Origin of the sequence: Cellulomonas sp. PS-H5, assembly GCF_019265565.1 — a bacterium.
Classification (GTDB): domain Bacteria; phylum Actinomycetota; class Actinomycetes; order Actinomycetales; family Cellulomonadaceae; genus Cellulomonas.
The window spans coordinates 75442-101407 of record NZ_JAHVCI010000004.1 but is presented as its reverse complement, the minus strand read 5'-3'; the positions used below and the strand labels follow the sequence as shown (position 1 = coordinate 101407).

Annotated in this window: 18 protein-coding genes; 6 read left to right on the top strand and 12 right to left on the bottom strand. The window is 77.8% G+C overall.

The genetic code is table 11. From position 1 onward, the window contains the following. Window positions 1-45: 45 nt before the first annotated feature. From J5O08_RS03560 to J5O08_RS03540, 5 genes are all read right to left on the bottom strand, one after another. Window positions 46-1755, bottom strand: a complete 1710-nt coding sequence (locus J5O08_RS03560; protein ID WP_218705461.1) for an ATP-binding protein — start codon at window positions 1753-1755, stop codon at window positions 46-48. Window positions 1756-1888: 133 nt separating this feature from the next. Next, entirely contained in the window at window positions 1889-3472 is a 1584-nt protein-coding gene (locus J5O08_RS03555; protein ID WP_218705460.1) for an FAD-dependent oxidoreductase, read from the bottom strand. After that, window positions 3469-5391 (bottom strand): hypothetical protein, encoded by a 1923-nt coding sequence (locus J5O08_RS03550; RefSeq protein WP_218705458.1) that lies wholly within the window; start codon window positions 5389-5391, stop codon window positions 3469-3471. The genes J5O08_RS03555 and J5O08_RS03550 overlap by 4 nt, the downstream gene beginning before the upstream one ends. A gap of 41 nt (window positions 5392-5432) precedes the next feature. Then, a complete protein-coding gene (locus tag J5O08_RS03545; protein ID WP_218705457.1) occupies window positions 5433-6824 on the bottom strand; it encodes a GH1 family beta-glucosidase in 1392 nt (463 codons plus the stop codon). Further along, entirely contained in the window at window positions 6821-9643 is a 2823-nt protein-coding gene (locus J5O08_RS03540) for a hypothetical protein (RefSeq protein WP_218705456.1), read from the bottom strand. Before J5O08_RS03540 ends, J5O08_RS03545 begins: the two co-directional genes overlap by 4 nt. Window positions 9644-9804: 161 nt before the next feature. Here J5O08_RS03540 and J5O08_RS03535 point away from each other — a divergent pair, with 161 nt between their 5' ends. Then, a complete protein-coding gene (locus tag J5O08_RS03535; protein WP_218705455.1) occupies window positions 9805-10272 on the top strand; it encodes a DUF6234 family protein in 468 nt (155 codons plus the stop codon). On the opposite strand, the gene J5O08_RS03530 is transcribed toward J5O08_RS03535, so the two are convergent. Then, the gene (locus tag J5O08_RS03530) at window positions 10269-11126 is read right to left on the bottom strand and encodes a helix-turn-helix transcriptional regulator (protein ID WP_218705454.1); all 858 of its coding nucleotides are present in this window, start codon (window positions 11124-11126) and stop codon (window positions 10269-10271) included. The genes J5O08_RS03535 and J5O08_RS03530 overlap by 4 nt on opposite strands. 174 nt (window positions 11127-11300) lie before the next feature. On the opposite strand from J5O08_RS03530, the gene J5O08_RS03525 reads away from it, so the two are divergent. Continuing rightward, window positions 11301-12230 (top strand): SDR family oxidoreductase, encoded by a 930-nt coding sequence (locus J5O08_RS03525; protein WP_218705453.1) that lies wholly within the window; start codon window positions 11301-11303, stop codon window positions 12228-12230. A gap of 78 nt (window positions 12231-12308) precedes the next feature. Here J5O08_RS03525 and J5O08_RS03520 read toward each other — a convergent pair whose 3' ends face one another. From J5O08_RS03520 to J5O08_RS03505, 4 genes are read right to left on the bottom strand one after another with little or no spacing between them, the layout of a single operon-like run. Further along, window positions 12309-13832: an alpha-amylase family glycosyl hydrolase gene (locus J5O08_RS03520; protein ID WP_218705452.1), complete on the bottom strand. Its 1524-nt coding sequence runs from the start codon at window positions 13830-13832 to the stop codon at window positions 12309-12311. Beyond that, window positions 13829-14533, bottom strand: a complete 705-nt coding sequence (locus tag J5O08_RS03515) for an aspartate/glutamate racemase family protein (protein WP_218705451.1) — start codon at window positions 14531-14533, stop codon at window positions 13829-13831. The genes J5O08_RS03520 and J5O08_RS03515 overlap by 4 nt, the downstream gene beginning before the upstream one ends. Then, window positions 14530-15414, bottom strand: coding sequence for a hypothetical protein (locus J5O08_RS03510; protein WP_308281311.1), 885 nt, complete (start codon window positions 15412-15414; stop codon window positions 14530-14532). Before J5O08_RS03510 ends, J5O08_RS03515 begins: the two co-directional genes overlap by 4 nt. After that, entirely contained in the window at window positions 15411-17003 is a 1593-nt protein-coding gene (locus J5O08_RS03505; protein WP_218705487.1) for an L-fuculokinase, read from the bottom strand. Before J5O08_RS03505 ends, J5O08_RS03510 begins: the two co-directional genes overlap by 4 nt. A 94-nt stretch (window positions 17004-17097) precedes the next feature. Between J5O08_RS03505 and J5O08_RS03500 the strand changes: the two genes are divergently transcribed. Genes J5O08_RS03500 through J5O08_RS03490 form a run of 3 tightly spaced genes read left to right on the top strand, consistent with a single transcriptional unit; the run spans window position 17098 to window position 19984 of the window. Next, window positions 17098-17874 (top strand): DeoR/GlpR family DNA-binding transcription regulator, encoded by a 777-nt coding sequence (locus J5O08_RS03500; protein WP_218705450.1) that lies wholly within the window; start codon window positions 17098-17100, stop codon window positions 17872-17874. Continuing rightward, window positions 17871-19259 (top strand): four-carbon acid sugar kinase family protein, encoded by a 1389-nt coding sequence (locus J5O08_RS21510; protein WP_218705449.1) that lies wholly within the window; start codon window positions 17871-17873, stop codon window positions 19257-19259. Before J5O08_RS03500 ends, J5O08_RS21510 begins: the two co-directional genes overlap by 4 nt. Then, window positions 19256-19984: a class II aldolase/adducin family protein gene (locus tag J5O08_RS03490; RefSeq protein WP_218705448.1), complete on the top strand. Its 729-nt coding sequence runs from the start codon at window positions 19256-19258 to the stop codon at window positions 19982-19984. The genes J5O08_RS21510 and J5O08_RS03490 overlap by 4 nt, the downstream gene beginning before the upstream one ends. 40 nt (window positions 19985-20024) lie before the next feature. Here the strand turns inward: J5O08_RS03490 and J5O08_RS03485 are convergent, their stop codons facing one another. Further along, window positions 20025-20270: an STAS domain-containing protein gene (locus J5O08_RS03485; RefSeq protein WP_218705447.1), complete on the bottom strand. Its 246-nt coding sequence runs from the start codon at window positions 20268-20270 to the stop codon at window positions 20025-20027. A gap of 260 nt (window positions 20271-20530) precedes the next feature. Between J5O08_RS03485 and J5O08_RS03480 the strand changes: the two genes are divergently transcribed. Further along, a complete protein-coding gene (locus J5O08_RS03480) occupies window positions 20531-23560 on the top strand; it encodes a glycoside hydrolase family 38 C-terminal domain-containing protein (RefSeq protein ID WP_218705446.1) in 3030 nt (1009 codons plus the stop codon). 192 nt (window positions 23561-23752) lie between these two features. Here J5O08_RS03480 and J5O08_RS03475 read toward each other — a convergent pair whose 3' ends face one another. Continuing rightward, window positions 23753-25804, bottom strand: coding sequence for a beta-N-acetylglucosaminidase domain-containing protein (locus tag J5O08_RS03475; RefSeq protein ID WP_218705445.1), 2052 nt, complete (start codon window positions 25802-25804; stop codon window positions 23753-23755). Window positions 25805-25966 lie beyond the last annotated feature (162 nt).

The following is a 25966-nucleotide window of genomic DNA, read 5'->3' as shown; positions in this document are numbered from 1 at the left end:
GTTTCGGCCGCTATGCCCGGATCGTCCTGCGGGGACGGGACCGCGTCAGTCGTCAGCCTTCGTCGGCTTGTAGAAGAAGCCTCGCCCTTGCCTCGACGGCCGACCCGGCTCGATCTGACCAGCCTCCTCGAGCCCGCGGAGCACCGTCTGCACATTGGTCGGCTGAGCCCCTACGACGCTCGCCAGCTCGGTGCTCGAGACGCGACCTCGGGCTCGCGCCCACTCGAGTGCGACATCGGCCCTGGCGAGCCCTCTGCGGGCGGCGCCCGTCTCCTCGTCCTCCTCCGCGAGCGCGGTGCGCGCGCGGTCACTCAGCCGCCACGCGGGTTCGGACGACTCCGGGACACCCGCCACCGGCTCGAGCACGCTCGAGCCGTCGATCGTCACGCCGCGGAGGCCCTCGATCGCACCACTCGCCTCCAGCGCGCTCAGCTGCAGCAGCGGTGCCGCGCGTGCGACATCCACCCACCAGCGCTCCACGAGGTGACGCAGGAGCATCAGGACCGTGAGATCGGTCCGCTTCTCTTCCGGTCGCAGACGGCTCAAGAACCGGATCCACGACACATCGAGCGCGCTGCCGACGAGCGCCGCGCGAACGAAGGGGCCCGCGACCTCGGCGATGTGCGGCGCGGGATACCCGACCGAGAGCATCTCGCGCACCATCCGGTCCACGCCGATCCCCTCCCGCTCAGCCAGCCGAAGCGAGGAGAACAGCTCCGCGAGAGCACGATTTCGGGCCTGCGACGGGTGCGTGATGATGTTGTCCGGCGTGACACCTCCGACGAAGCCACCGGGCGAGGTGACGGTCAGGGTGGTCCCGACGTGCTCGACCACGGTAGGTGCGGCACTACCCCAGTCACGGTGCACGACGCCGTTCACGACAGCTTCCCGAACCGCGAGAGGCGGAAGGTCTCGCACACGTCCCACCACGAGTCCCCTGACGACCTGCCGCACTCCGTTGTGGACGCCGATGACGCGCTCGACCTCGGCGATCTCCTCGATCACCGACCGGCCGCCTTCCCTGACGCGCGCGACACTGTCACCACCCGCTACCGCGCGCCGGACATAGTCCAGCGCGGGCTCCGGGCGACCGACGAACGCGAGTGCTCCCGCGTTGGTGAGATACCCGTCGGAGGTCACGACGTTGAGGCGCCGCAGCAGCTCTGCGTCCGTCGCTCCCGCCAGGTCGACCGCGGCGTTCTCGCCAGATTGGCGAAGGAACTCCCGCGCCAGAGCCATCGCCGCCGGCCGGACCTGGTGCGGCTCGACCGGAGAAGGGCTCTCCGACCAGTCGTACCGGCTCACCGTCATCCTGCGCGCATGCCACGTCGCCGCGTCGACTTCGACGCAGCGGTCGGAGACCCGCCAGGAGATGCGCCCCTTCCAACGGACGGGTTCCAGCGCCTGGGGCGACCGGACGACGAGGAGACGAACCCCCCGTACGGACACCTCACGAGCGTCGATCGTCAGGAGCCGCTGCGTGAGGTCGTAGATCCGGCTGCGCAACCACTCGGGATCAAGCTCCGTCCCGACCAGGGTGCCGTCGTCAGCGACGCCGACGACAAGGGCACCACCACCCTCCGTGTTCGCCATGCACGCCGCCTCGCCCGCGAGCTGAAGGGCGGCAGCCTCGTTCTGGCGCGTGGTCGGCTGGACAGCACCGCTCTTGTCCCGGCGACCAGCCTCTTCCTTGAGATCGACGTGCTTCGCTTCAAGCGTGTCGAGATCTGTTGCGGCAGCGAGCGCGACGAGCACGCGTTCGATCTCTGCTTGAACCGGGTCCGGGCCGAAAAGTGTCGCAGGCGTCGTGCTCGCGACTCACACCATAACTAAGTTCTGACGAAAGTTATGGGTGAGGGCGATCGCGGGGCGACACCATCACTTCTGACTACAGCAGCGCCAGGACCTGGCCCGCCGCCCGCAGCTCGTCCTGCAGCGCGGCGACGTCGACCGCCTGCACCGCCCGCCCCGACGCCGCCGCCCGCGCCGCCGCGAGCCCCGCGACGTGCCCGAGCATCTGGTACTGCGGCTCCATCCGGATCGACGAGAACGCGACGTGCGACGCGGACACGCACACCGGCACGACGAGGTTCGTGCAGTCCGCCCACCGCGGCACCAGCGCCCGGTACGGGATCGGGTACGGCGGCACCGGCACGGAGTAGTACCCCTCGGTGACGACCATCCCGACCGGGCGCGGGTGCTCGTGCACCCAGCGCCAGGTGCGCTGCACCTCCCGGACGTCCAGGTGGTACGAGCCCATCGCCACGACGTCGTGCCACCGGGCCGGCCCGCGCAGGTCGTGCTCGGTCAGCACCACCTCGCCGACCATCCGGCGCGCCTCCCGGACGTAGAGCTGGTGCGGCAGGTGGCCCGTGTCGGTGAACTCGTCGGCGGGCAGCCCCCAGCGGGCCAGCTCGCGGCGCACCGGCGCGGGCACCTCCGGGTCGTGAGTGAGGAACCACAGCAGGTCCTGGGCGTGGTGCAGGTGGTGCCGGCGGATCTCCTCGCGGCGGTCCGGGCCGGCGGTCGGGTACTCCCACGCGGTGCCGTCGAGGACGCTGAGCGAGAACGGCCCGAGCGAGTTCCCGTCCGCCTTGCCACCGGGGAGGTTCGGCTCGAGCCCGAGCAGCGATCCCGCCGCCGGGACGTGGCCGGCGCGGGCCCAGTGCCGGAACAGCCGGCGGCCGAGCTCCCAGTGCGCGTCGTCGTACCCGGGGCGGCGCTCGACGGGGACCCGGTCCGCCGCGGTGGTCAGGCACAGCCGGTAGCCGTAGGACATCACGCCGCCGTCGCCGGACCCGACCGGCGCGAGCGGCACGTCCCGGACCTGCGGCAGCACCGGGCCGGGCGTCTCCCCCGACGGGTCGTCGACGAACGGCGACACCCACCCGGGGAACGCGTGCCGCCCGGGGACGGGCTCGCGGCGGCCGGCGAAGGCCTCGCCGTGCAGCGACCGGTCCTCCCGGCCGACCCGCGACGGCACGCCCGCGAGCGCCAGCAGGTCGCCCTCGTAGGTCGCGTCGACGAACGCCCCTCCGGCCCAGGTCCGGCCGTCCGCGGTGCGCACCGTCCGGATCGCCCGGTCCGCGACGTCCGCCGACCGCACCGCCGCACCGTGCTCGACCCGGACGCCCGGGTGGTCGAGCCAGCGCCGCAGCACCGCCTCGGCGACGTGCGGCTCCGGGCCGGCGTACGCGCCGACGGGCACGCCGTAGTGCGCCGCGACCTCCGCCCGGAACCGGGCGGCCATGCCGCCCAGGACCCGGACGTCGCCGACGTCGGTGTAGCCGAGGCCGCCCGAGGTCATGCCGCCGACGTGGTCGCCGGGTTCGAGCAGCAGCACGGAGGCGCCGGCCTCGGCGGCGGCGGCCGCGGCGCACACGCCGGCCGAGGTGGCGCCGACCACGACGACGTCGGCCTCGGCGACCGGGCCGGGGTCCCCGGCGGCGCCGGCTCCCGGGCCGCCCCTCACGCCCGGGCCTCCGCCGTAGACCCCGCGCGCAGCCCCGTCCGGTACGCCGCCCAGGACCGCGCCACCAGCGCGAGGTCCTCGGCGGCCAGCGGCTCCTGCGAGCGGTCGACGCGCTCGGCGTAGTACAGCGCCGGCACCCCGCCCTCGGCCTGCGCCGCGACGTAGTCCCGCCACTGCGCCAGGTCGAGCATCGGCCACTGGTCGGTGTCGACGAGGTGCCCGGGGAGCGCGGCGCGGGCGATCGACCGGCGCACCCGCATCTGGTCGGCCAGCGGCACGACCTCGCCCGCGGTGTCGCGCTCCAGCACGTCGTTGAGCCGGACCATGTCGCAGACGTCCGCGAACGCGGGGTGCGGGGTGTGCGTGACGACCAGCGCGTCGGGCTTGGCGGCCTTGGCCGCGCGGTACAGGTCGCCGAGCAGGGCGTGCAGCGCGGCGACGCCCCAGGGCGCGTCGGCCGCGGCGCCGGTCGCCGGGTGCCGGCGCACCGAGTGCCCCGCCGGCGCCCGCTGCGTGAAGTCGACCTTGAACCCGTCCGCGTCGACCCCGTCGGGCCCGAGCAGGTGCGCCACGGTGCGCCGGACCCGCTCCCGGTAGGCCGGGCTGGCCGGGTCGACCGCGACGGGCCGACCGGCGGCGTCCACCAGGCACTCCTCGACGGGAAGCCCCTCCGGGTCCCAGGCCTTCCACCACAGCAGCACCCGCTGCCCCGCCGCGTGCCGCGCGGCCACCCAGGCGCGGAGGTCGGGCCACCGCTCCGGGTCGACCTCCGCCGTCCCGTAGGCCCGCTGCCACCTGTCGTCGACGACGACCGTCCCCGGGACGACGTCGTGCGCCGCGAGGTGCGCGAGCAGCTCGTCGTACACGTCCTGCCGGGCCAGGTCCGGCGCGATCGGCAGGCCCGGGGGCACGACCGCCGGGCCGAGGTCCTGGACGAAGTACGGGTGCGCCGCGGGCTCGCCGGGCAGCGGCGCGCGGGCGCACTGGGCGCCCCAGCCGCAGAAGATCGGCTCCGCCCACCAGTCCGCGGCCGGCGCGACCGGCCCCTCCGGCGCGCCCGCCGCCACCAGGTCCGCGCGGTGGTCCGCGAGCGCCGCCCACGGGTCGGCGGCCGGGCGCAGCACCAGGGCCGGGCTGCGCCAGGTGCCGTCGACGGCGGTGTGCGCGTCGTGGTCGAGCTCGAGCAGGAAGCCGCCGTCGAGGGGCTGGTACCGGAGCTCGGCCAGGCGCAGCGCGGCGACCGGGGCGACCAGGCCGAGGGCGAGCCAGCCGGGGGCGCCGCCGTCCGCCGGGCCGGGCGTCGCCGGCACGTCGAGCGCCGACGCCGCGGGCTCCCGGCCCAGCACGAGGCACAGCGGCGGCGGGGAGAACACCGCGTGCAGCCGCCCCGGCGAGGCGTCGCCGAGCACGCCCAGCGTCGCCGCCGACGCCGCGGGGCGGACGAGGTCGACGGGCTCGGTGGGCGTCGGGACGAACACCGAGCGGTACTCGACCGAGGACCGGAACGTCCCGCCCGCGCCGGTGCGCAGGACGGCACGCCCGCCGAGCAGCCGGACGTCGGTGAGCACGCCCGCCCCCGCGACCTCGACGGTCAGCTCGAGCCGGTCGGGCAGGCAGCGCAGCGTCGTCCGCCGGCGGCCCCACGCGGTGCTGCCGCAGTCGAGCCGCACCTCGGCGACGGGGGTGTCGACGGGGTCGCCCCCGACCGGCGCGCCCGCGGCGTCGTGCACCGTGGGGGCGCCGACGTCGTACGACTCGTCCGCCGCGCCGACGACGTCCACCGACGCGAGCAGGCTCAGGTGCGACCAGATCCGGCCGTCGGGGTCGGCGAGCACCGCGCGCGGCGGGTCCGCGCGGACCTCGAGCACGTAGGCGTCGGCGTGGATCGTGCGGGTGCCGGGGGCGGCGGTGATGCGCATGGGTCCTCGTTGTCGGTGGTCGGGGTGCGGTCGGCGCGGGGTCAGCCGAACGGGGCGGTCGCGGGCGCGGCGTCGGGCAGCGAGCCGGTGCGGGCGATCTCCGCATACACCCGCCCGGAGTCCTTCACGGTCCGCAGGCCGGTCGGGTAGTCGACGTGCACGAGCCCGAACCGGGGCCGGTACCCGAGCGACCACTCGAAGTTGTCCAGCAGGGACCAGTGCAGGTACCCGACGACGGGTGCGCCGGCCGCCATCGCCTCGTGCACGGCCCGCAGGTGGCCCAGCAGCAGGTCGGTGCGGCGGACGTCGTGCACCCGCCCGTCGTGGGTGGGCCCGTCGCCGAAGACGCCGCCGTTCTCGGTGATCATCAGCGGGGTGCCCGGGTGGTCGCGGTGCAGCCGGAGCAGCAGGTCGCGCAGGGCGTCGGGCACGATCTCCCAGCCCTCGTCGGTGCGCCGCACGTCGCCCGCCGGCCCGACGACCTGCCACGGGAACGGCCGATCCGGTCCGGTCGGCGCGGCGGCCACGACGCGGCGCGTGTAGTAGTTCACGCCGATCCAGTCCTGCCGGCCGCCGATCCGGTCCTCGTCGCCGGGGCGGATCACGTCGTCCAGCGACCACCCGAGCGCGCGCTCCCAGTGCGCCCGCACGTCGTCCGGGTAGCCGCGGCCCGCGAGCGGGTCGAGCGACCACCGGTTCACGTAGCCGTCCGAGCCCCACGCCGCCGCCGCGTCCTCGGCGGAGCCCGTCGCCGGGTCGCACGGGAACAGGCTCAGCGCGCAGCCGGTGCGGGCGCCGGGCGCGTGGGCCTTGACCGCGTCCGCCGCGGCGCCGTGGCCGAGCAGCACGTGGTGCGAGGCGGCGACCGCGGCGCCGAGGTCGGCGACCCCCGGCGCGTGCAGGCCGAGCTGGTAGCCGAGCAGGGCGACGATCCACGGCTCGTTCTGCGTGACCCACCACGTCACCCGGTCGCCCAGCCGCCCGGCGACCGCGTCGGCGTACTCGGCGAACGCGTCGACGGACGACCGGCCGGCCCAGCCGCCGTCCGCCATGAGCGCCTGCGGCATGTCCCAGTGGTTGAGGGTGAGCACCGGCTCGACGCCGCGCTCGAGCAGGGCGTCGACGACCCGCTCGTAGTGGTCGAGCCCGCGGCGCTCGACGCGCCCGCGGCCCTCCGGCACGACCCGGGCCCACGCCACCGAGAACCGGTACGCGCGCAGCCCGAGCTCCGCGACCAGGTCGACGTCCTCGCGCCAGCGCCGGTACGAGTCGCAGGCGCGCGAGCCGTCGCCGCCGCCCTCGACGGCGCCGGGTCGCGCGGCGAACTCCTCCCAGACCGAGCGGCCGCGGCCGTCGGCGTCGAGGCTGCCCTCCACCTGGTACGCCGAGGTGGCGGCGCCCCAGAGGAAGCCGGGCGGGAAGGTCGTGGTCACGGGCGGGCCTCCTGGGGGATGCGCGGGGCGGGGATGGGCGGGGCGGGGATGGGCGGGGCGGGGATGGGCGGGGCGAGGTCGGCGGCCGGGAGGTTCCAGGCCTCGAGGACGAGCCGGCGGTCCTCGGGCGCGGCGGTCCAGCGGGCCCGGAGCGTGCGGGTGGCGCCGGGGAGCAGCGGCCGCGGGTCGCCGTCGAGGACCGCCCGGCCGGGCGCTCCGGCGGGCCGGGCGTCGAGCAGCGCGAGGCCGACGACCGCCGGCCCGGCGCGGTGCGCCACCTCGACGAGCGCCGCGTCCGGGCCGTCCGGGCGCACGGCGACGGCGACGGTCGCCGGCGCGAGGTCGAGCAGCGGCGACAGGTCGGCGGCCGACGTGGCCACGACCACCTCATGGTCCAGCCGCTCCCCGTCCGAGGCGGTCCACACCACCTCCCAGAGCAGCACGGCCGCCCCGGGCAGCGCGGCCGCGGGGTGCCGGAGGTCGCCGACCGGGCGCGGCTCCCGCACCGCCTCCGGCACCGCCCACCGGCGCTCGGCCAGCACGTCGCCGTCGGCGGTCCGCAGCCGGGCGACCACGCGCGAGCCGGCCGGGACACCCGCGTCGGACCACAGCCAGACCTCCGCCGCGGCGTGCGCCCGGCCGCCCCAGGCGGTGGTCGCGGTGCGCAGCGTCGCGCGGTCGGGGGCGAAGGCGCGCGCGACCGCGTGGAACGCCGGCTTCGGGTCGCCGAGGTGGTCGACCACCGCGGTGCACCACGTGTTCGGGTACGACTCGGCGAGCTGCCACGGCAGCACCAACGAGCAGCGCGGCCACCGGCGCCGGTCCGCCTCGACCGCGTACGCCAGGCCGGTCGCCTGCAGGTGCTGGCTCGCGCGCCGGTAGCCGTCGACGTCGGCGAGCCGGCCACCGAAGCACTGCTGCACCAGCGGGGCGTTGTCCCACCACTCGCCGAGGTGCCGGTGCACGGGGTTCGACCGGTCGAGCGGCCACACCCGGTCGGCGGGCACCAGGTGGTCGAGCAGCCGGCGGTTGGCCATGCCCTCGACGCCGAACTCGCTGTGCGCGAGGCAGGTGCCCGCGTCCGCCAGGGCGTGCTGGCCCGTCAGCCCCTGGTGCTCCCAGGGGCCGTGCACGTCGTGCTGGTCGTCCGGGGCGGCGGCGATGACGTCGGCCCGGTGGTGGAACGCCGGGCCCGTCGGCGACGTCGGCAGCCACGCGCGGCCGGGGTCGAGTCGGGCGACCTCGTCGCGCAGCGCCGCCAGCGCCGGCGACCGGTCCTCGTCCAGGGGGACGCCGTCGAGGTCGAGCTCGTTGCCGCCGCCCCAGACCAGGAGGCTCGGGTGGTGCGTGCGCGGCGGCACCACGACCGCGGCCTCGCACCGCATGAGGTCGACGAACGCCGGGTCCTCGCTCGGGGCGCTCTGCATGCCCGACGACGACTGGGACAGCTCCTGCCAGACCAGCAGCCCGGCGCGGTCGCAGGCGTCGTAGAACTCCTCGGTCTCGACCAGCCCGCCGCCCCACACCCGCAGCAGCGCCGCGCCCGACGCGGCGGCCAGCCCGACCAGGTGCTCGACGCGGTCGCGGGTGATCGTGCCGTACTGGGCGTCGGCGGGCGCCCAGTTCCAGCCGACGAGCGGGAGCCGCACGCCGTTGACCTCCGCGGTGTACCCGCGGGCGTCGCCGGGAGCGCCCGCGTTCGGGACGAGGCGCGCGGTGCGGAAGCCGGTCGTGCCGCGCCACAGCTCGCGGCCGCCGCCGGCGACGGCCAGGCGGACGGCGTACGTCGTGGGGGTGCCGAGGTGGCGGGGCCACCAGAGGTCGGGCGCGGGGACGCGGAGGGTGACGTCGAGCGGGCGGGCGGCGGGCGCGCCCGGGAGGTGGGGGCGGGGGGCGCCGGGGGCACCGAGGGCACCGGGGAGGTCGACGCGTCGGGCGGCCACGACGGCGCCGGAGGAGTCGACCACCTCCACGTCGACCGCGGCGTCCCCGTCGTCCCCGACCTCGACGACCCCGCGCACCCGCACGGTCCCGTCGATCGCGGCCCCGAGATCGGTGCTTCCGGCCGAGATCGGTGCTTCCGAGCACCGATCTCGAGCCGAACCACCGACCTCGGCGGCCACGAGGTCCGCGCGCACCGTCACCTCCGCGAGGTGCACCCGGTCGAGCACGACGCGGGCCGGGCGCCACAGGCCCTGGTGCGGCAGCCGCGGGCAGAAGTCCCAGCCCTCGGTCATCCGCGGCCGGTGCGCCCGGACGCGCTCGGTGCGACCGACCTGCGGCTCGTTCGGCGGCACCGGGTCGACGACGACGGCCAGCCGGTGCGCGCCCGGGGTCTCCGCGGCCGCCGGGAGCTCCGCCCGGAACCGGTGGTACAGCCCCTCGACCCGGCCGAGCGGCTCCCCGTCCCAGAGCACGGTGCCCGACGGGTCGACGCCGTCGAGCTCCAGCACCGCCCGCTCCCCCGGCCCGAGCGCCGGCAGGTCGACGCGGCGGCGGTGGACCCAGTGCCGGGCGCCGGTCCACTCGGCGGCGCGGCTGTTCCGGTCGCGGTACGGGTCGGGCAGCTCGCCGGCGTGCGCCAGGTCGGTGACCACGGAGCCGGGGACGGTCGCCGGCCACCAACCGGGCGCGGCGGCGACGGCCCGGGCGGCGTCGGCGGCGTTGTTCCGAGCCGCGACCGGCGCGTCGACGTACCACTGCCAGGTGTCGCCGAGCGCCTCGCGGACGAGCCAGCCGGGGCCGGCGAGGTCGAGGACGCGCCCGTCGTGGGGGCGCGCGGGGGCCGGGGCGTCGTCGCTGGTCGGTCGATGTGGCATCGTTGCCATATCGCTATCCGACCACACCGGGGCGAGGCGGCGCAACGCGCACGTGCCGCCTGATCCCGCCGCCGGATCCCGCCGCCGGATCCCGCCGCCGGAACGCGCCCGCGGGCGGCCGGAGCCCTGCCACACTCGGCAGCACGACGGACGGGGGCGCGATGGCCGAGGCACGGTTGGACGACGACCGGGACCCCGCGCGCCCGGCGCCCCCGGACCCCGGGGCCCACGCCGTGCGCGACCGGCGCCGCTCCGACCGAGCCCGCGTGGTCGAGGTCGTCGCGCTGCTCGGCGGGGCGGCGCTGATCCCGGTGCTGTTCTGGCAGTACCTCGACGTGTACCTGGCGTTCTTCGGCGAGCAGAACGTCGCGAGCCCGGCGGACGGCACCCGGTACGTCGTCACCGCGACCGCGTGCGTCGCGCTCCTGCTCGTCGGCACGGGCGCGGCGATCATCGGCGAGCACACCAGGGCCGTCGTGGCGGGCACGGCGCTGCTGGCCGTCGGGCTGGTGGCGGCGGTCCTGTTCGCGGTGCCGTCGGACCGGTTCGCCGTCGACCCGCCCGACAACCGGCCCGGGCCGGACTACGTCCCCTGCTACAGCGGCAGCGGCGACTGCCCGGGCGGCTAGCCGTCCGCCAGCGCGCCCAGCCGCTGCCGGCCCACGACCGCGAGCAGCCGCAGCTTCTCCGCGCTCTCGCTGCCCGGCACGGCGGTGTAGACCAGCATCAGGTGCGACTGCTCCGGGTCCACGAGCGTCTGGCAGCTCAGCTCCAGCGCGCCGACCTCCGGGTGCACGAACCGCTTGGTCTCCCGCGGGCGCAGCCCGACCTCGTGCCGCTCCCACAGCTCGCGGAACTCCGCGCTCCGGTCGAGCAGCAGCTCGGCGTACCGCGCCGCGCGCGAGCCGGGGCCGCGCCGGGTCAGCACCTCGCGGAGCCCGGAGGCGTACAGCCGGGACAGGAAGGCGTGGTCCTCCGGCTCGTACAGGTCCCGGGCGCCCGGGTCGGCGAACCACCGGTACCCCAGGCTGCGCGACGGCCCGGTGAACCGGGTGGTGTCGCCGGTCAGCGCGACGCCCGCCGGGGTCTGCCGCAGGGTCTCGCCCGTCTCGGTGACGACCTCGGCCGGGGTGTCCTGCAGCCGGTCGAGGATCCGCAGCAGCGCCGGGCCGACGTGCTCCCCGCTCGCGCCGCGGGCCGGCGGGTGGTGGCCGGCGAGCCGGAACAGGTGGTCCCGCTCGCCGAGGGACAGGTGCAGGCCCTGCGCGATCGAGGCGATCATCTGCTCGGACGGCTGCGGGCCGCGCTCCCGCTCGAGCCGCGCGTAGTAGTCGGTCGACATGTGGCAGAGCACCGCGACCTCCTCCCGGCGCAGGCCGTCCGTGCGGCGGCGCGGCCCGCGCGGCAGGCCCACGTCCTCGGGCTGCAGCGACTCCCGCCGGCGGCGGAGGAACTCCGCGAGCCCCGCCCGGTCGATCTCCATGCGCCGCCCTCCCGCGATCCGGCCGGCGCGTCCGCCCGGCCCCGCCGTCGTTCCTACCCTGCCCGGCGCCCCGGAGCCACGGCCCGGCGATCCGTGGATGAGCGCGCCCTGGATCCGCCCCGCGCCCGCGGCGACGGTGGTGCCACCCCGACCGCCGCACCCCGAGGAGCCACCGTGTCCCGCTTCGACCTCACCGTCCCCGACCAGTCCGGTCGCCGCGCCGTCGTCACCGGCGGCAGCGACGGCATCGGGCTCGGCATCGCCACCCGCCTGGCCGCCGCCGGCGCCGAGGTCGTGCTGCCGGTCCGCAACCCCCGCAAGGGCGAGGCCGCCCTCGCCGCGATCCGCGCAGCGGCCCCGGGCGCCGACGTCTCCCTGCGCACCCTCGACCTGTCCTCCCTCGACTCGGTCGCCGCGCTGGGCCGCACGCTGCTCGACGAGGACCGGCCGGTGCACCTGCTGGTCGGCAACGCGGGCGTGATGACCCCGCCCGACCGGCAGACCACCGCCGACGGCTTCGAGCTGCAGCTCGGCACCAACCACCTCGGCCACGCCGCGCTGGTGCTGCACCTGCTGCCGCTGCTCCGCGCCGGGCAAGCCCGGGTGGTGTCGCAGCTCAGCATCGCCGCCGCGCGCGGCCGCGTGCACTGGGACGACCTGAGCTGGGAGCGGTCGTACGACGGCATGGCGGCGTACCGGTCGTCGAAGATCGCGTACGGGCTGTTCGGCCTGGAGCTCGCGCGCCGGAGCGAGGCCGCCGGCTGGGGGATCACCAGCGTGCTGTCGCACCCGGGCGTCGCGCCGACCAGCCTGCTCGCCGCGCGGCCCGAGGTGGGCCGGGCGGGCGACACCCGCGAGGTGCGGCTGATCCGCCGGCTGTCGGCGTGGGGCATCGCCGGCACGCCGACGTCCGCCGGGCTGCCGGCGCTCTACGCCGCCACGTCGCCCGAGGTGCGGGGCGGGCGGCTGTACGGCCCCCGCGGGCTCGGCCACCTGGCGGGCGCGCCGGCCGAGCAGCGGCTGTACCGGTCGCTGCGGAGCGCGGACGAGGCCCGGCGGGTCTGGGAGGAGACGGAGCGGCTCGTCGGGGTGCGGGCGGTGTGACCGGGCGCCGCGAGCGCGGGACCGGCGGACCGGCGACCGCGCCGCGGGTGCAGCCCCGCACGGCACCGGACCCGCCCGTCAGCCTCGGCCCGCCCCGTCCTCCGCGAGCGCCGCCAGGTCCGCGACCGTCGCGTACCGCGCGTCGCCCTCGGGCCCCCCGGCCACCTCGATCACGAACGCCGGCGCCCCCGGCGTCAGGTCCACGCTCAGCACCGCCGTCGCCCCCGCGCCGTCGTCCCAGCCGAGCACCAGCCGCCCCGGCCCGTCCTCCCGGGACGCGAACGCGCCCCCGAACGCCGGGTGCCGGGTGCGCAGCGCGACGAGCCCGAGCTGCGCCCGCGTCACCTCGCCCGCGAGCGCCGCGGCGAGCTCGGCCGCGTCGTAGCCGTGCCGGTTCACCTCGCGGCCCTGCCCGGTGCGGGCGAACCGCTCCATGTCGTCCGTCCCGGCGAGCAGCCCGACGTAGTAGATCTGCGGGCGGCCAGGCACGAACAGCTGCACGGCGCGGGCGAGCAGGTACGCGACCGGGTCCTCGCCGAGCACCGAGAAGAACGTCGCGTTGATCTGGTGCGGCATCGCCGCCCACGCGGGCGTGGTGGACGCGAGCGCCGACCGGCCCGCGGTCCGGCGCTCCGCCTCGGCGAAGACGCCCGCCATCTCCGCGGTCGACAGCAGGCCGGGCCGGTCGCCCGCCGGTCCCGCGTCGATCACTCCGATGCCGTCGTGGGTGTCGAGCACGGTGATCGCGTTGCGGGGACGGATGTCCAGCCAGTGCGCGAGCCGGGCCGTCTCCCCCGTCGCCAGGCCGTGCAGCAGCAGCGGCGGCAGCGCGAAGTCGTAGACCAGGTCCACCAGCGGGGCGATCGCCGCCTGCTGGGTGTGGTGCGCGTGCACCTCGACCAGCACCTGCAGCCCCTCGGCGTGCGCGAGGGCGGTGATGTCCTCGACGAAGGCCAGCGTCTCCCGCGTCATGAACGAGTCGGTGCCCGGCATCTTCACCGCGTAGCCGACCGCGTCCAGCCGGACCGTCGACACCCCGCCGTCGGCGAGGGTGCGCAGGGTGCGGCGCAGGTAGGCGCGCGCGGCCGGGTGCTGCACGTCGAGGTCGACCTGTGTGGGCATGAACGTCGTCCACACCAGCCGCCGGGTGCCGTCGGCCCGCTGGTACGGCGTGAACGGCAGGCCGAGCCGCGGCCGGTAGAACGCCGTGATCTCGCGCTCGCCGGCACCGTCCGGGAACACCGTGTCGTAGGTGAGGAACATGCCGTCGGACGGCGACTGCGCGCCCCGGGCGAGCCAGTCGCGGAACTCGGCCGAGTCCGCCGACACGTGGTTGACGATGAGGTCCGCGGTCACGTGCACGCCGTCGGCGGCGAGCGCCCGCACGTCGTCCCACGTGCCGAGGCGCGGGTCGACGGCGTTGTGGTCGACCGGGTCGAAGCCGGCGTCGTCGCCGTCGAACGGCACGAAGAACGGCAGCAGGTGGACGCCGCGGAACACCGCGAGCGGGCCGTCGCGGAGCAGAGCGCGGACACCCGCGAGGTCGCCGCCGAGCCGCTCGGTGTAGGCGAGCAGGTGCACCCCGTGGTCGGCGGCGGTCACCGGGTGCCTCCCGCCAGCGCGGCGACCAGCGCCGCCAGCCCGCCCGCGGGCGAGGTGAGGACCGGGACGGCCACCTGCACCCGCGCGGCCGCGCCCGCCATCGACGCCTGCGCCAGCACCACCGCGTCGGCCCCGGCCGCGGCCTCCGCGACCGCCCGGGCCACGAGGGCGTCGGCCCGGTCGCCGTCCCCGGCCTCCCGCGCGGCCGCGGCGCCGTCGACCACCCGGGCGTCGACCTCGACCGCCGCGCCCGCGTCCGCCGCGGCGCGCGCGACGAGCCGGCCGGTCGGACCGAGCGTCGAGGCGAGCGTGGCGAGGACGGCCACCCGGCCGCGAGCGCCGGGAGCCGCGGCCGCGGCGACCGCCTCCCGCGCCATCGGGGCGTCGACGCGGAGCACGGGGACGTCGACGTGCGCCGCCGCGGCCTCGGCCGCCTCGCCGACGGACGAGCAGGTGACGAGGACCGCGGACGCGCCCGCGTCGGCGAGGTGCCGGACGTGGGCGAGCACCGCCGCCTCGACCTCGGGCGTGACGCCGGACGCCACGGCGGTGGCCAGCAGCCACCCGTCGACCACGTGCACCCGGCGCAGGCCCGGGGCCGCGGCGTCGAGGTCGGCGTCGAACCGGGCCGCGAGCGCCGGGACGGTGTGCAGCAGCCCGGCGGTGCCGGCCGACCCGGGCGCCGCGGGCGCGGCCGTCACGCCGCGGTCCACGGCCGGGCCTCCGCGTCGACCAGCTCGACCAGCCGCTCCAGCCGCGGCACCGACACCTCCGCGAGCGCGGCCGGCACGTCGGGGCGGCCGACGACGTCGCTCCACAGCGCCCGCCCGGCCAGGAACCCGCTCGCCCCGCCCCGGCAGGCCGCGCGCACGGCGCCGGCGAAGTCGTCGCGGTCGACGCCCTGCGACAGCACGACCCACGGTCCGGTGACCGCCTCGCCGAGCGTGGCGCACGCCCGCTCGAGCTCCGCCGGATCGGCGCGGCCGCCCAGCGGCACCTGCACCTTGTAGAGGCTCGGGCGGAGCGCGGACAGCTCGCGCGCGGCCTCCGCGATCGCGACCTCGGTGTCCCAGGTCCCCGCCGCCGTCTCCTCGGGGGTCGCCCGCACCACCGGCTCCAGCACCGACAGCACCCCGCGCGCGGCGGCGACCTCGATGAACCGCCGGGCGAGCTCCACGCGCTGCTCGCGGCGCGCGTCCCGGCGCCAGATCACCAGCAGCTTGACCGCGACGGCGCCGTGCAGGTCGGACTCCGGGGCGACGACGACCTCGTCCAGCCCCGTCTCCTCGACCGGGCCGCCCGGCTCCTGCTCCAGCGCGTCGGCGGCGAGGATCAGCCCGCACGACGGCGGCAGCAGCGGGGCCGCGCGCTCGACGCCGTAGTCGCGGTCGATGAGGAACCCGGAGGCCAGCGGGCTCAGCGCCCGGGCGACGTCGAGCTTGAACGCGACCATGCGCTCGTCGTCGACGCGGCCGGCGCCGGCCTGGTCGAACATGTGGCGCAGGCTCTCGCGCTGGTCCATCGCGACCATCGCGAGCGCGCCGGACGGGCGGGCGATGGCGTCGAGCGTCGGTGCGGTCACGGGTGTCCTCCGGGGGTCGGGGCGAGGTCGTCGGGGTCGCGGGCGGCGCGGGTGAACCGGGCCAGCGCCGCGCCGGCGTCGGGGTGCGGGGGCGGCAGCGGCTCCCCGCCCGGCAGCCCGGGCAGGGCGGGCAGCACGGGCGGGTCGTCCGGGTCGAGCAGGCCGGCGCGGTGCAGGGCCAGCAGCGCGGCGCCGGCCGCGACCGGCTCGGCGCAGTCGACGAGCCGCACCGGCACCGGGCTCAGCTCGGCCTTGGCGCGCATCCACGCCGCGTTCCGGGTCGCGGGGCCGCCGAGCACGACGAGCCGGTCCGGTCGCAGGGTCGGGTCGGCGGCGGCACCCAGCGCCAGCTGCGCGTCGAGCATCCACCGGGCCTGCAGCGCGAGCCCGTCGACCATCGCGGCGGTCAGCGCCACCGCGTCGTGGGCCGCGCGGTCGCCGACGACCCGGGCGCGGGCGGCCGGGTCGGGGTCGGGGGTCTGGCGACCCGAGACGTACGGGAGGACGACCGGTCCGGCGGCACGGTCGGGGCGGGCGTCGTCGGGCAGCGCGGCGACCGCGGCGAACAGCTCCTCCGCCGCGCGTCCGCCCGCCTCGTGCTCGAGCCACCACCGCACCATCGCCCCCGCGCTCGACGACCCGGCGAGCAGCGCGGGCCGGCCGGCGACGGTGCGGACCAGGCTCATCCCGGCGCGCGCGACGGCGGCGCGCACCGGGTCGGCGGCCAGCACCGTGCAGACCGCCTCCGCCGTGCCGATCGAGTCCGCGGTGCTGCCGGGCTCCCGGACGCCCGCGGCCCACGCCCCGACCGCGTGGTCGTGGCCGGCGACGGTGACCGGCGTGCCGGCGCGCAGGCCGGCGGCGACCCAGGCGCCCGGCCGGACGGTCCCGGCGACGGACCCGGTCGCGGCGACGCGCGGCAGGTGCTCCGTGCGCAGGCCGACCTCGGCCAGCAGGTCCGCGTCGAACGCGGTCGGCAGCGCCGCGTCCGCCGGGGGCAGGCGGTAGGCCATCGAGCGGCCGGCGAGCGTGTGGTCGGTGACGAGGTCGCCCGTCAGGCCGAGCGCCGCGAGGTCGGCGACCCCCGCCCACCGGGCGAGCGCGCCGCGCCGGTCGGGGTCGTGCGCGGCGAGCCAGGCCAGCGTCGCGAGCGGGACCTTGGCGCTCGGGCGGACGCCGGTGGCCTCGAACAGCGCGGTGGCGCCGAGCCGGTCGGCGAGCGCCGCCGCCTCGGCCGCGGCCCGCTGGCCGTCCCAGCGCAGCCAGGGCCCGAGGGGGCGGTCGCGCGCGTCGAGCGGGACGCCGGTCTCGGCCATCGAGGCGACGCCGACGGCGAGGGGGACGGGGGCGGCCCGGCGGGGACGGGCGGGGCGGGGCGTGCGGGCCTGCTCGGCCGCGTCGGCCCGGGCGGCCACGGCCAGCGCGCGGACGGCGAGCCGGCGCAGCACCCGGTCGAGGTCCGCGGGCCCGGGCGTCGGCGCGGACGCCACCGCGAGCAGCTCGACGACCCCGTCGGCGGCCGACCTCGGCGCAGCGACGAGCGCGACCTTCGTGTTCGTGGTCCCGACGTCGATGCCGAGGCCGAGCATGCGGCTCACGGCAGCAGTCTGTGCGGTATCGAACAGATCGGTCAACCGTGTGCGCTCGTTGACATCCGTGCCGGGCGACCGTTGGATGGCGTCCGTGCGCTACTCCGCCGCCCCCCGCCGACGGGACGAGCTGCTGCGCCGGCTCGAGGAGTCCGGCTACGTCTCGTCGAGCACCGCCGCGGCCGAGCTCGGCGTCTCCGAGATGACGATCCGCCGCGACCTCGGGCAGCTCGCCGCCGAGGGCCGGGTCCGGCGCGTCGTCGGCGGCGCGTCGCTGGTCGACGGCAGCGCCGCCCCGCCGTTCGAGCTGCGCCGGGGCGAGGCCGCCCGGGAGAAGGACGCGATCGCCCGCGCCGCGCTGCCGCTGCTCGCCGACGCGGGAGTGGTGGCGCTCGACGCCGGCACGACGGTGGCGGCCCTCGCCCGGCGGCTGCCCCAGGGGCTCACCGTGATCACGCACTCGGTCCCGGTCATCACCGCGTGCACCGGCCGCGACGACCTCGAGGTGGTGGCGCTCGGCGGGACGTTCCACCGGGCGACCCGCTCGTTCGCCGGCCCCGCCACCCGCGCGGGCCTCGCGGACCTGGCCGTGGACGTCGCCGTGCTGTCCGCCACCGCCGCGGGACCGGGCGGCGTCTACTCCGCCGACCCCTGGGACGCCGACACCAAGCGGGCGATGGCCGCGATCGCCGACCGCGTCGTCCTGCTGCTCGACCACCGCAAGCTCGCGGCGCGGGCGCCGATGCGGGTGCTCGGGCTCGAGGACGCGCACGCCGTGGTCGTCGACGACGAGGCGACCCCGGAGCAGCTCGCGATGCTGCGCGAGCGGTGCGAGCGGGTCGTCGTCGCGGACACCGGGACGACGCCGTGACCGGACCCCGGCTCGGTGTCGTCGCCGACGACGTCACCGGCGCGTGCGACCTGGCCGACGCCGTCCGGGACGCGGGCGGCTCCGCCGTCGTCGTGCTCGGGGTGCCGGGGCCGGGGCTCGACCTGCCGCCGTGCGACGCCGCCGTCGTGGCGCTGCGCACCCGCACCGCGCCCGCGGCGCAGGCGGTCGCGGAGTCGGTCGCGGCGGCGTCCTGGCTGCGCGACTGCGGCGCGTCGGCCGTCTACCAGAAGTACTGCTCGACGTTCGACTCCACCGACGAGGGCACCATCGGGCCGGTCGCCGACGCGCTGCTCGACCTGCTCGGGCCGGGGGCCGTGGCGGTCGGGACGCCCGCGACGCCGCGCGCCGGGCGGACGCAGTACCAGGGGCACCTGTTCGTCGGCGACCGGCTGCTGTCGGAGTCGCCGCTCCGGCAGCACCCCCTCACGCCGATGACCGACCCCGACCTCGTGCGGGTGCTGGGACGGCAGACGCCGCGGGGAGTGGGGCTGCTGCCGTGGGAGGCGCTGCGGGGTCCGGACGCCGGCGCTGCGCTGGCGCGGGTCGTCGGCAGCGGGGTCGCGCACGTGCTGGCGGACGCGCTGACGGACGAGGACCTGGACGCGCTGGCGCGGGTCGTCGGGGCCGGTGGCGCGGGTGGCGTGGCCGCGGGGACCGAGCCGGCCGGGACCGACCCGGCGGGCGCCGGGTCGGCAGGCGCCGGGTCGGCAGGCGCCGGGTCCAGCGAGCCCCGGGTCGACGGGCGGCCGGTGCTGCTCGGTGGCGCGGCCGGGTTCGCCGCCGCGCTCGCCCGCTCCTGGGCGTCCGGCGCGGCGGAGCCGGCCGGCGCCCCCGCGCCCCGGGCCTCCCGCGGACGGGCGCTGATCGTGTCCGGCTCCTGCTCGGCCCGCACCCGCGAGCAGGTCGACCGGTTCCCCGGCCCGCGGGTCCCGCTCGACGCCGACGCCCTGGCCGCCGACCCCGACGGCACGCTCACCGCGGTGCTCGACGCCCTGCGCGCCGCCTACGCGGACGGCCCCGGCCCGGTGCTCGTGTCGTCGTCGGCCGACCCGGACGCGGTCCGCGGCACCCAGGAGCGGCTGGGGGTCCGGCGGGCGGCGGCGGCGCTGGAGCGCGCCGCGGGCGAGGTCGCGGCGCGGGCCGTCCGGGACCTCGGCGTCGGCCGGCTGCTGGTCGCGGGCGGGGAGACCTCGGGGGCCGTCGCGACCGCGCTCGGGCTCGGCGTGCTGCGGGTCGGGCCGGCCGCGGCGCCCGGCGTCCCGTGGATGGTGCCGGTCGACGGTCCGGCCGTCGCGGTGCTGCTCAAGTCGGGCAACTTCGGGGGCCCGGACCTGTTCACGACGGCGTGGGAGGCGTGCCCGTGACCGAGGACCTCCCGAGGGGCACCTGGGACCCGTGGGCCGTCCCTCCCGGCCCGGGCGGGCTCGAGCTCGAGGCCGCGACCGTCGACGCCGCCCGCGAGCCGCTGGTCGCGGCCTGCCGGCACCTGGCCGGTCGCGGGCTGTCACCCGGCGGGTCCGGGAACGTCAGCGTCCGGATCGGCTCGTCGCTGCTGATCACCCCGACCGGGTCGAGCCTCTCGCGCGTCCGCCCGGCGGAGCTGGCCGTCGCGACCGTCGAGCCGGGGCCCCCGAGCGGTGACCCGAGCGACCCGGTCCCGTCGAAGGAGCTCCCGCTGCACCGCGCCGTGTACGCCGCACGCCCCGACGCCGTCGCGGTGGTGCACCTGCACTCCCCCGCCGCCGTCGCCGCGTCGTGCCTGGAGCCCGCCGCCCTGCCGCGCGAGACGGCGACCGGGCCGCTGCCGGCGGTGACGCCGTACCAGGTGATGCGGCTCGGCGACCTGCCGGTGGCGCCGTTCGCGCTGCCGGGGTCGGCGGCGCTGGCCGCGGGGGTCGCGGCGCTGGCGGCCGACGCGCCGGCGATGCTGCTGGCCAACCACGGCTCGCTGGTCGCGGGGGCGCACCTGCCGGCCGCGCTCGACCTGGCCGAGGAGCTCGAGGCCGCCGCGCAGGTCGTGCTCCTGCTCGCCGGCGTCCCGCACCGCCGCCTCACGGCCGCGCAGGTCGCGGCGCTCCGCGCGCGCTGACCCGCCGCCCGGCCGGGTGGGCCTCCGGCCCGGCGTGAGGTCAGCCCGGCAGCCGGACCTGGCCGCCGAACTCCCGGCAGTGCCGCTGCACCGCCTCGAGCGTGCTGCGCCCGGCCTCGTCGACGACGCGCACCGCGGTCGCGTCGACCGTGAGCTCCTCGCCGGTCGCGCCCAGCAGGCAGTGCAGCGCCTCGCGCAGGGCGGACGCGCTGTGCACGTCGAGGTCGCCGCGTACGGCGATCACCGACGGCCGCGTCGGCCGCCCCAGATCGATCGTGACGTCCACGGTCCCGCCTCCCCGCTCCGGCGCGGGCCGCCACTGCTGCACCCCGCGCTGCGAGGGTAGGAGCGGTTCTCCTGCGGCGCGCGGGGAAGTGGTGCCGCCTGCCCCGTCCCACATCCCGGCGCTTCTCTGGTGTGCAAAGTCGCACATCCTCTAGTGTGGCAACGTTCCTACATCCGTCCGGCGTCGCACGGTTCCCGGGACGCGGGCCCGCCCGGCCCGCGCCGCGGACGGAGCCGCGCGGCACCACGCCGAGGAGAGCCGTGCACCGCACCCTGTCCGACCTCACCGCCCGCATCGACCGCGTCCTGAGGGACCGGGTGCTCCCGGTCGTCCACACGCACCGCACCCCGCTGGAGGTCACGGTCGCCCACCTGCCCGGCGAGCCGGTGCCGTTCGCCGAGGCCGTCCGGCTGCCGTTCGCCCCGACGGCCGTCGGCGAGCCGTGGGGCCGCGCCTGGTCCACGAGCTGGTTCCGCCTGCGTGGCGTCGTCCCGCCCGAGATGACCGGCCGGCGCGTCGAGGTGCTCGTCGACCTCGGGTTCCGCACCGGCGGGCCCGGCTTCGAGGCGGAGGGGCTCGTCTACACGCCCGACGGCGTGCCGCTCAAGGGCATCGAGCCGCGCAACCTGTACGTGCCCGTCGCGGACCCGGCCCGCGGCGGCGAGGTGGTCGACCTGTACGTCGAGGCCGCGGCCAACCCGTCGATCGGCGGCTCGCCCACCACCGACCTCGGCGACCTGGGCACCGTCCCGGACGTGCCGCTCTACCGGCTCGCCCGGGCCGAGGTCGCCGTGCTGGACGAGGAGGTGCAGGCGCTGGCGCTCGACGTCCAGGTGCTGCACGAGCTCGCCCTCCAGCTCCCGGTCAACGACCCGCGCCGCGAGCGGGTCCGCGCCGGTCTGGAGCGGGCCGTCGACGCGCTCGACGTCCGGGACGTCCCCGGCACGGCCGCCGCCACCCGGGCGGAGCTCGCCGAGCTGCTCGCCTCCCCCGCCGCCCCGAGCGCGCACCGGGTCTCGGCGGTCGGCCACGCGCACATCGACTCGGCCTGGATGTGGCCGGTGCGGGAGACCGTCCGCAAGTGCGCCCGCACGTTCTCGAACGTCGCCGCGCTCGCCGACGCCTACCCGGACCTGCGGTTCGCCTGCTCGTCCGCGCAGCAGTACGCGTGGGTCCAGGAGCACCACCCGCACGTGTTCGCCCGGATCAAGGAGAAGGTCGCGTCGGGGCAGTTCGTGCCGGTCGGCGGCATGTGGGTCGAGTCCGACACCAACCTGCCCGGCGGCGAGGCGCTCGCCCGGCAGCTCGTGCAGGGTCGGCGGTACTTCGCGCGGGAGCTCGGCGTCGAGGAGCAGCCCGAGGTCTGGCTGCCCGACTCCTTCGGCTACACGGGCGCGTTCCCGCAGCTCGCGCGGCTGGCCGGGGCGCGGTGGTTCCTCTCGCAGAAGATGTCCTGGAACACCACCAACCGGTTCCCGCACCACACGTTCTGGTGGGAGGGCATCGACGGCTCGCGGGTGTTCACGCACTTCCCGCCCGCCGACACCTACGGGGCCAAGCTCTCCGGCGAGCAGCTGGCCTACGGGGTGGCGAACTTCGCCGACGCGGGGCCGGCCAACCGCAGCCTGCTCCCGTTCGGCTACGGCGACGGCGGCGGCGGCCCGACCCGCGAGATGATGGAGACCGCGCACCGCGTGGCCGACCTGGAGGGCTCGCCGCGGGTCGTCGTCGAGACGCCGGCCGAGTTCTTCGCCGCGGCCGAGGCCGAGTACCCGCAGGCACCGGTGTGGTCCGGCGAGATGTACCTGGAGTTCCACCGCGGCACGTACACCAGCCAGCTCGCCATGAAGCAGGGCAACCGGCGCACCGAGCACCTGCTGCGCGAGGCCGAGCTGTGGGCCGCGACCGCCGCCGTCCGCGCCGGGGCCGACTACCCGTACGAGCACCTGGACCGGCTCTGGCAGGACACCCTGCTGCTGCAGTTCCACGACATCCTGCCCGGCAGCAGCATCGCCTGGGTGCACCGCGAGGCCCGGGACACCTACCGCCGGCTGGCGGGCGAGCTCGAGGCGCTGGTCGCCGAGGCGCTGGCCGCGGCCGCCGGGCCGGGCGACGTCGAGGTGCTGGCGAACGCGGCCCCGCACGACCGGGCCGGGGTGCCGGCGCTGGCGGCGGGGATCGCCGAGGGGGCGCCGGGGGCCGTGGCCGTGTCCCGCGAGGGCGACGCCGTCGTGCTCGACAACGGCGTGCTGCGGGTGCGGGTCGACGCGGACGGCACGATCGGGTCGGTGCGGGACCTCGTCGCCGACCGCGAGGTGCTGGCCCCCGGCGCCGCCGCCAACGTGCTCCAGCTGCACCCGGACCAGCCCGTGCGGTTCGACGCGTGGGACGTCGACGAGTTCTACCGGCACCGGGTGCGCGAGGTCCGGTCGGTGACCGCGCTGGACGTCGACGAGGCGGACCCCGCGCGCGCCGAGGTGCGGGTCACCCGGCACGACGGCGGCTCGGCGTACGTGCAGACGATCGCGCTGGTGGCGGGCGAGCGGCGGGTCGACCTGGCCCTCGACGTCGACTGGCACGAGCGCGAGACCCTGCTCAAGGCGGCGTTCCCGCTGGCGGTGCACGCCGAGCGCTCGACGGCGGAGACGCAGTTCGGCCACGTGCACCGGGCAACCCACACCAACACGTCCTGGGACGCCGCCCGGTTCGAGATCTGCGCGCACCGGTGGCTGCACGTCGCGGAGCCGGGCTACGGCGTCGCGGTCGTCAACGACTCGACCTACGGGCACGACGTCGGCCGCCCCGGGCCGGGGGACGCGCGGGGCGCGGGAGCCACGACGGTCCGGCTGTCGCTCGTCCGCGCGCCGCGGTACCCCGACCCGGAGACCGACCAGGGCCGGCACACGATGCGGTACGCGCTCGTGCCCGGCGCGGGGGTCGACGACGCCGTGCGCGAGGGGTACCGGATCAATCTTCCGGCCCGCCGGGTGCGGGGCGCGGGCCCGGTCGAGCCGCTGGTCGCCGTCGAGGGCGCGGTCGTCGAGGCCGTGAAGCTCGCCGACGACCGGTCGGGGGACGTCGTCGTGCGGCTGTACGAGGCCCGCGGCGGGCGGTCCCGGGCGGTGGTGCGACCCGGTTTCGCCTGCGCGGGGGCGTCGGTGCGCGACCTGCTCGAGCGCGAGGACCCGGAGGTGGCGGCGCTGGCGCCGCTCGCCGACGCGGGCGACGGCGCGCTGGCGCTGGACCTGGGTCCGTTCCAGGTGGTGACCCTCCGCCTGACCCGCGCCTGACCGGGCGGCGAAGGGCCCGTCGGCGGTGCCCGCGGGCTCGGAGCATTCGCCCCGGCCACGGCCCCGACGCGCGCCCCCGTCGTCGAGCGCGGTAGATCCCAGCGACCGCGGTGGTTCCCGCCGGGCGCGGTCATTCCACCTACCGCGCTCGGCGCGAAGCACCGCGCTCGGCACGCGCGAGGTTCGGGCGCGTCAGGGCACGAGAACCGCGGCGGGGGGCGGGGCGGGGAGCAGCAGGCGCGCCAGCGCCTCGTCGAGGAGGGACCGGCCCGCGTCGGTCAGCAGCCAGCGTGCGGCGCCGTCGTCCGTGAGGAACGCGACCGTCCGCGCGGCCGGCGCGAGCGTGCCCGTGGCGAGCGGCGTGGCCGCCGGCACCTCCACGAGCACCGGGAGGGGCTCCGGCTCCGGGGCGCGGGCCAGCACGCGGGCGCCCGGCACGGGCTCGCACCAGGTCAGCCGACCGGCCCCGCGGTGCACGACCACCTCGCAGCCGTCCGCGCGCACCAGCCGGTCGCGGTCGAGCAGCACGCCCGAGGTCGTCCCGACGCCCAGCGACACCAGCCGACCCCAGGCGAGCACCGGCACGGCGACCCCGGCCAGCGTCTCGGCGGCAGCCGCGGGGGCGTCGGGGGTGAGCGCGACCAGGTCGACGCCGGCGTCGTCGGCGGGCGGCCAGGTGGACGCCGTCCGCACATCGAGCCCGCGCGACCGCAACCAGCGGGCCGTCGCCTCGTCGCCCGCGGAGGGCTCCGCCCCCGTGACCAGCACCGCGCGGCGCCCAGGCCCGGCTCCCGCGTCCCCCGGGCGCGCGCGGTCCGTGCCGAGCGGGGGCTCCGCACCCGGTGCGTGCTCCCCGCGCTCGCCGCCGGGCACCCGACCGGCCAGCGCTGCCCGGACGAATCCCGCGACGTCCGCCCGCAGCACGTCCGGAAAGTCGGTCTCGACGACGTCGAGCGCCGCCCGCGCGGCAGCGGGGACGCCCGCTCCGCGCAGCAGCGCGCACGCCGCGAGCCCCGCCGCCCCGGCGTGCGCGGCGGCGTCGAGCCACGGGCGCAGCGCCGCGACCAGGGCGTCCGCCTCCGCGTCCTCCCCGGCGCCGGTCGCGTCCGCCGCGCAGCCCTCGAGCGCCCGCATCCGCCCCTCGACCTCCGCCAGCGCCCCCGCGTCGCCCGCGAGCGCCGCCGTCGTCGCCCGCGCGAGCCCCGGGTCCCGCGGCGCCCCCGGCGGCCACGCCGCGCACGCCCGCACCAGCGGCCCGACGACCCCCGCGCGCGGCCCGGCGACCAGCGCCAGCGCGTCCGCCGCCGCCCGGGCCGGGTCGTACGCCGAAGGGTCGCGTGCCCAGGCGCCGACGGTCGCGAGCGGGAGCCGGGACGGCAGCGCCTCGATCATGGCGTTCGCGACGGTCCCGTCCAGCGGCAGCCCGTCGACGTCGTCCGGCCGGCCCGTGAGCGGCCCGAGGAACAGCCGGCTGCGGTCGAAGTCGTTGACCGGGACGTTGTCCCACAGCACGATCCGCCGCCCGAACGCCTCGGCCGCGGCCAGCACGTCCTCCTGGGTGACCTCGCCGACGACGATGTCCCGCCCGGTCCACAGCACGCGCGCGTCCGCGGGCAGCGCCGAGCCCAGCGCGTCCCGGTACGGCGAGCGCCCGCAGCCGGCGTAGTCCGTGGGGCACACCGTCATCGGCCCGGTGAGCCCGTGCGGCAGCAGGAACGCCTCCCGGAACCGCGCGGCCGCCTCCCCGTGCGCCCGGCCGCTGCCCGCCTGGCCCGGGCCGAACGCCGCGACGTCCTCGGGGTGCGGCAGGTCGTACGGCACGTCGTCGAACAGCAGCCACACGTCCCGGACCCCGGCGGCGCGCACCTGCTCGGCCTTGGCCGCGAGCGCGGCGTGCTCGACGTCGTCGGAGAACCGCATCGACAGCCCGGGCGCGACGGACCACACGAACGCCACCCCTGCGGCCGCGGCGCGCGCGGCGAGCTCCCCGAGCCGGGCGAGCTCGGCGTCGGGGTACGGCTCGCGCCACCGCTCCCGGTGCCACGGGTCGTCCTTCGGGGCGTAGAGGTAGGTGTCCAGCCCGAGCCCCGGCGCGGCGTCGAGCAGCGCCAGCCGCTCGTCGTGCCGCCACGGCGGGCCGTAGAACCCCTCGACCACCCCCGCGGACAGCCGCCCGGCCGGGCGCGGGAGGCCCGGGTCCGTCGCGGGGCGTGCGGGCTCGTGCGGTCGGCGTCGACGCGGCATGCGCACCAGCCCACCAGCGGCGACGCCGATGTGTCAATCTTCGGACAGATGTGCGCAGACGCTCGTGACGTGCACCCGCGGCCATCTGCGGGCACCGTCGACGCCCCTCGATATGGGATCGATTGCAGCGTACGATCGACCCGACCACCCGCGCGACGACGC

Excerpts from the sequence above, each read along its gene's own strand:
- J5O08_RS03550 (WP_218705458.1), bottom strand. The coding sequence starts at position 5,391 with ATGCGCATCACCGCCGCCCCCGGCACCCGCACGATCCACGCCGACGCC.
- J5O08_RS03475 (WP_218705445.1), bottom strand. The coding sequence starts at position 25,804 with ATGCCGCGTCGACGCCGACCGCACGAGCCCGCACGCCCCGCGACGGAC.
- J5O08_RS03535 (WP_218705455.1), top strand. The coding sequence starts at position 9,805 with ATGGCCGAGGCACGGTTGGACGACGACCGGGACCCCGCGCGCCCGGCG.
- J5O08_RS03530 (WP_218705454.1), bottom strand. The coding sequence starts at position 11,126 with ATGGAGATCGACCGGGCGGGGCTCGCGGAGTTCCTCCGCCGCCGGCGG.
- J5O08_RS03540 (WP_218705456.1), bottom strand. The coding sequence starts at position 9,643 with ATGCCACATCGACCGACCAGCGACGACGCCCCGGCCCCCGCGCGCCCC.
- J5O08_RS03505 (WP_218705487.1), bottom strand. The coding sequence starts at position 17,003 with ATGCTCGGCCTCGGCATCGACGTCGGGACCACGAACACGAAGGTCGCG.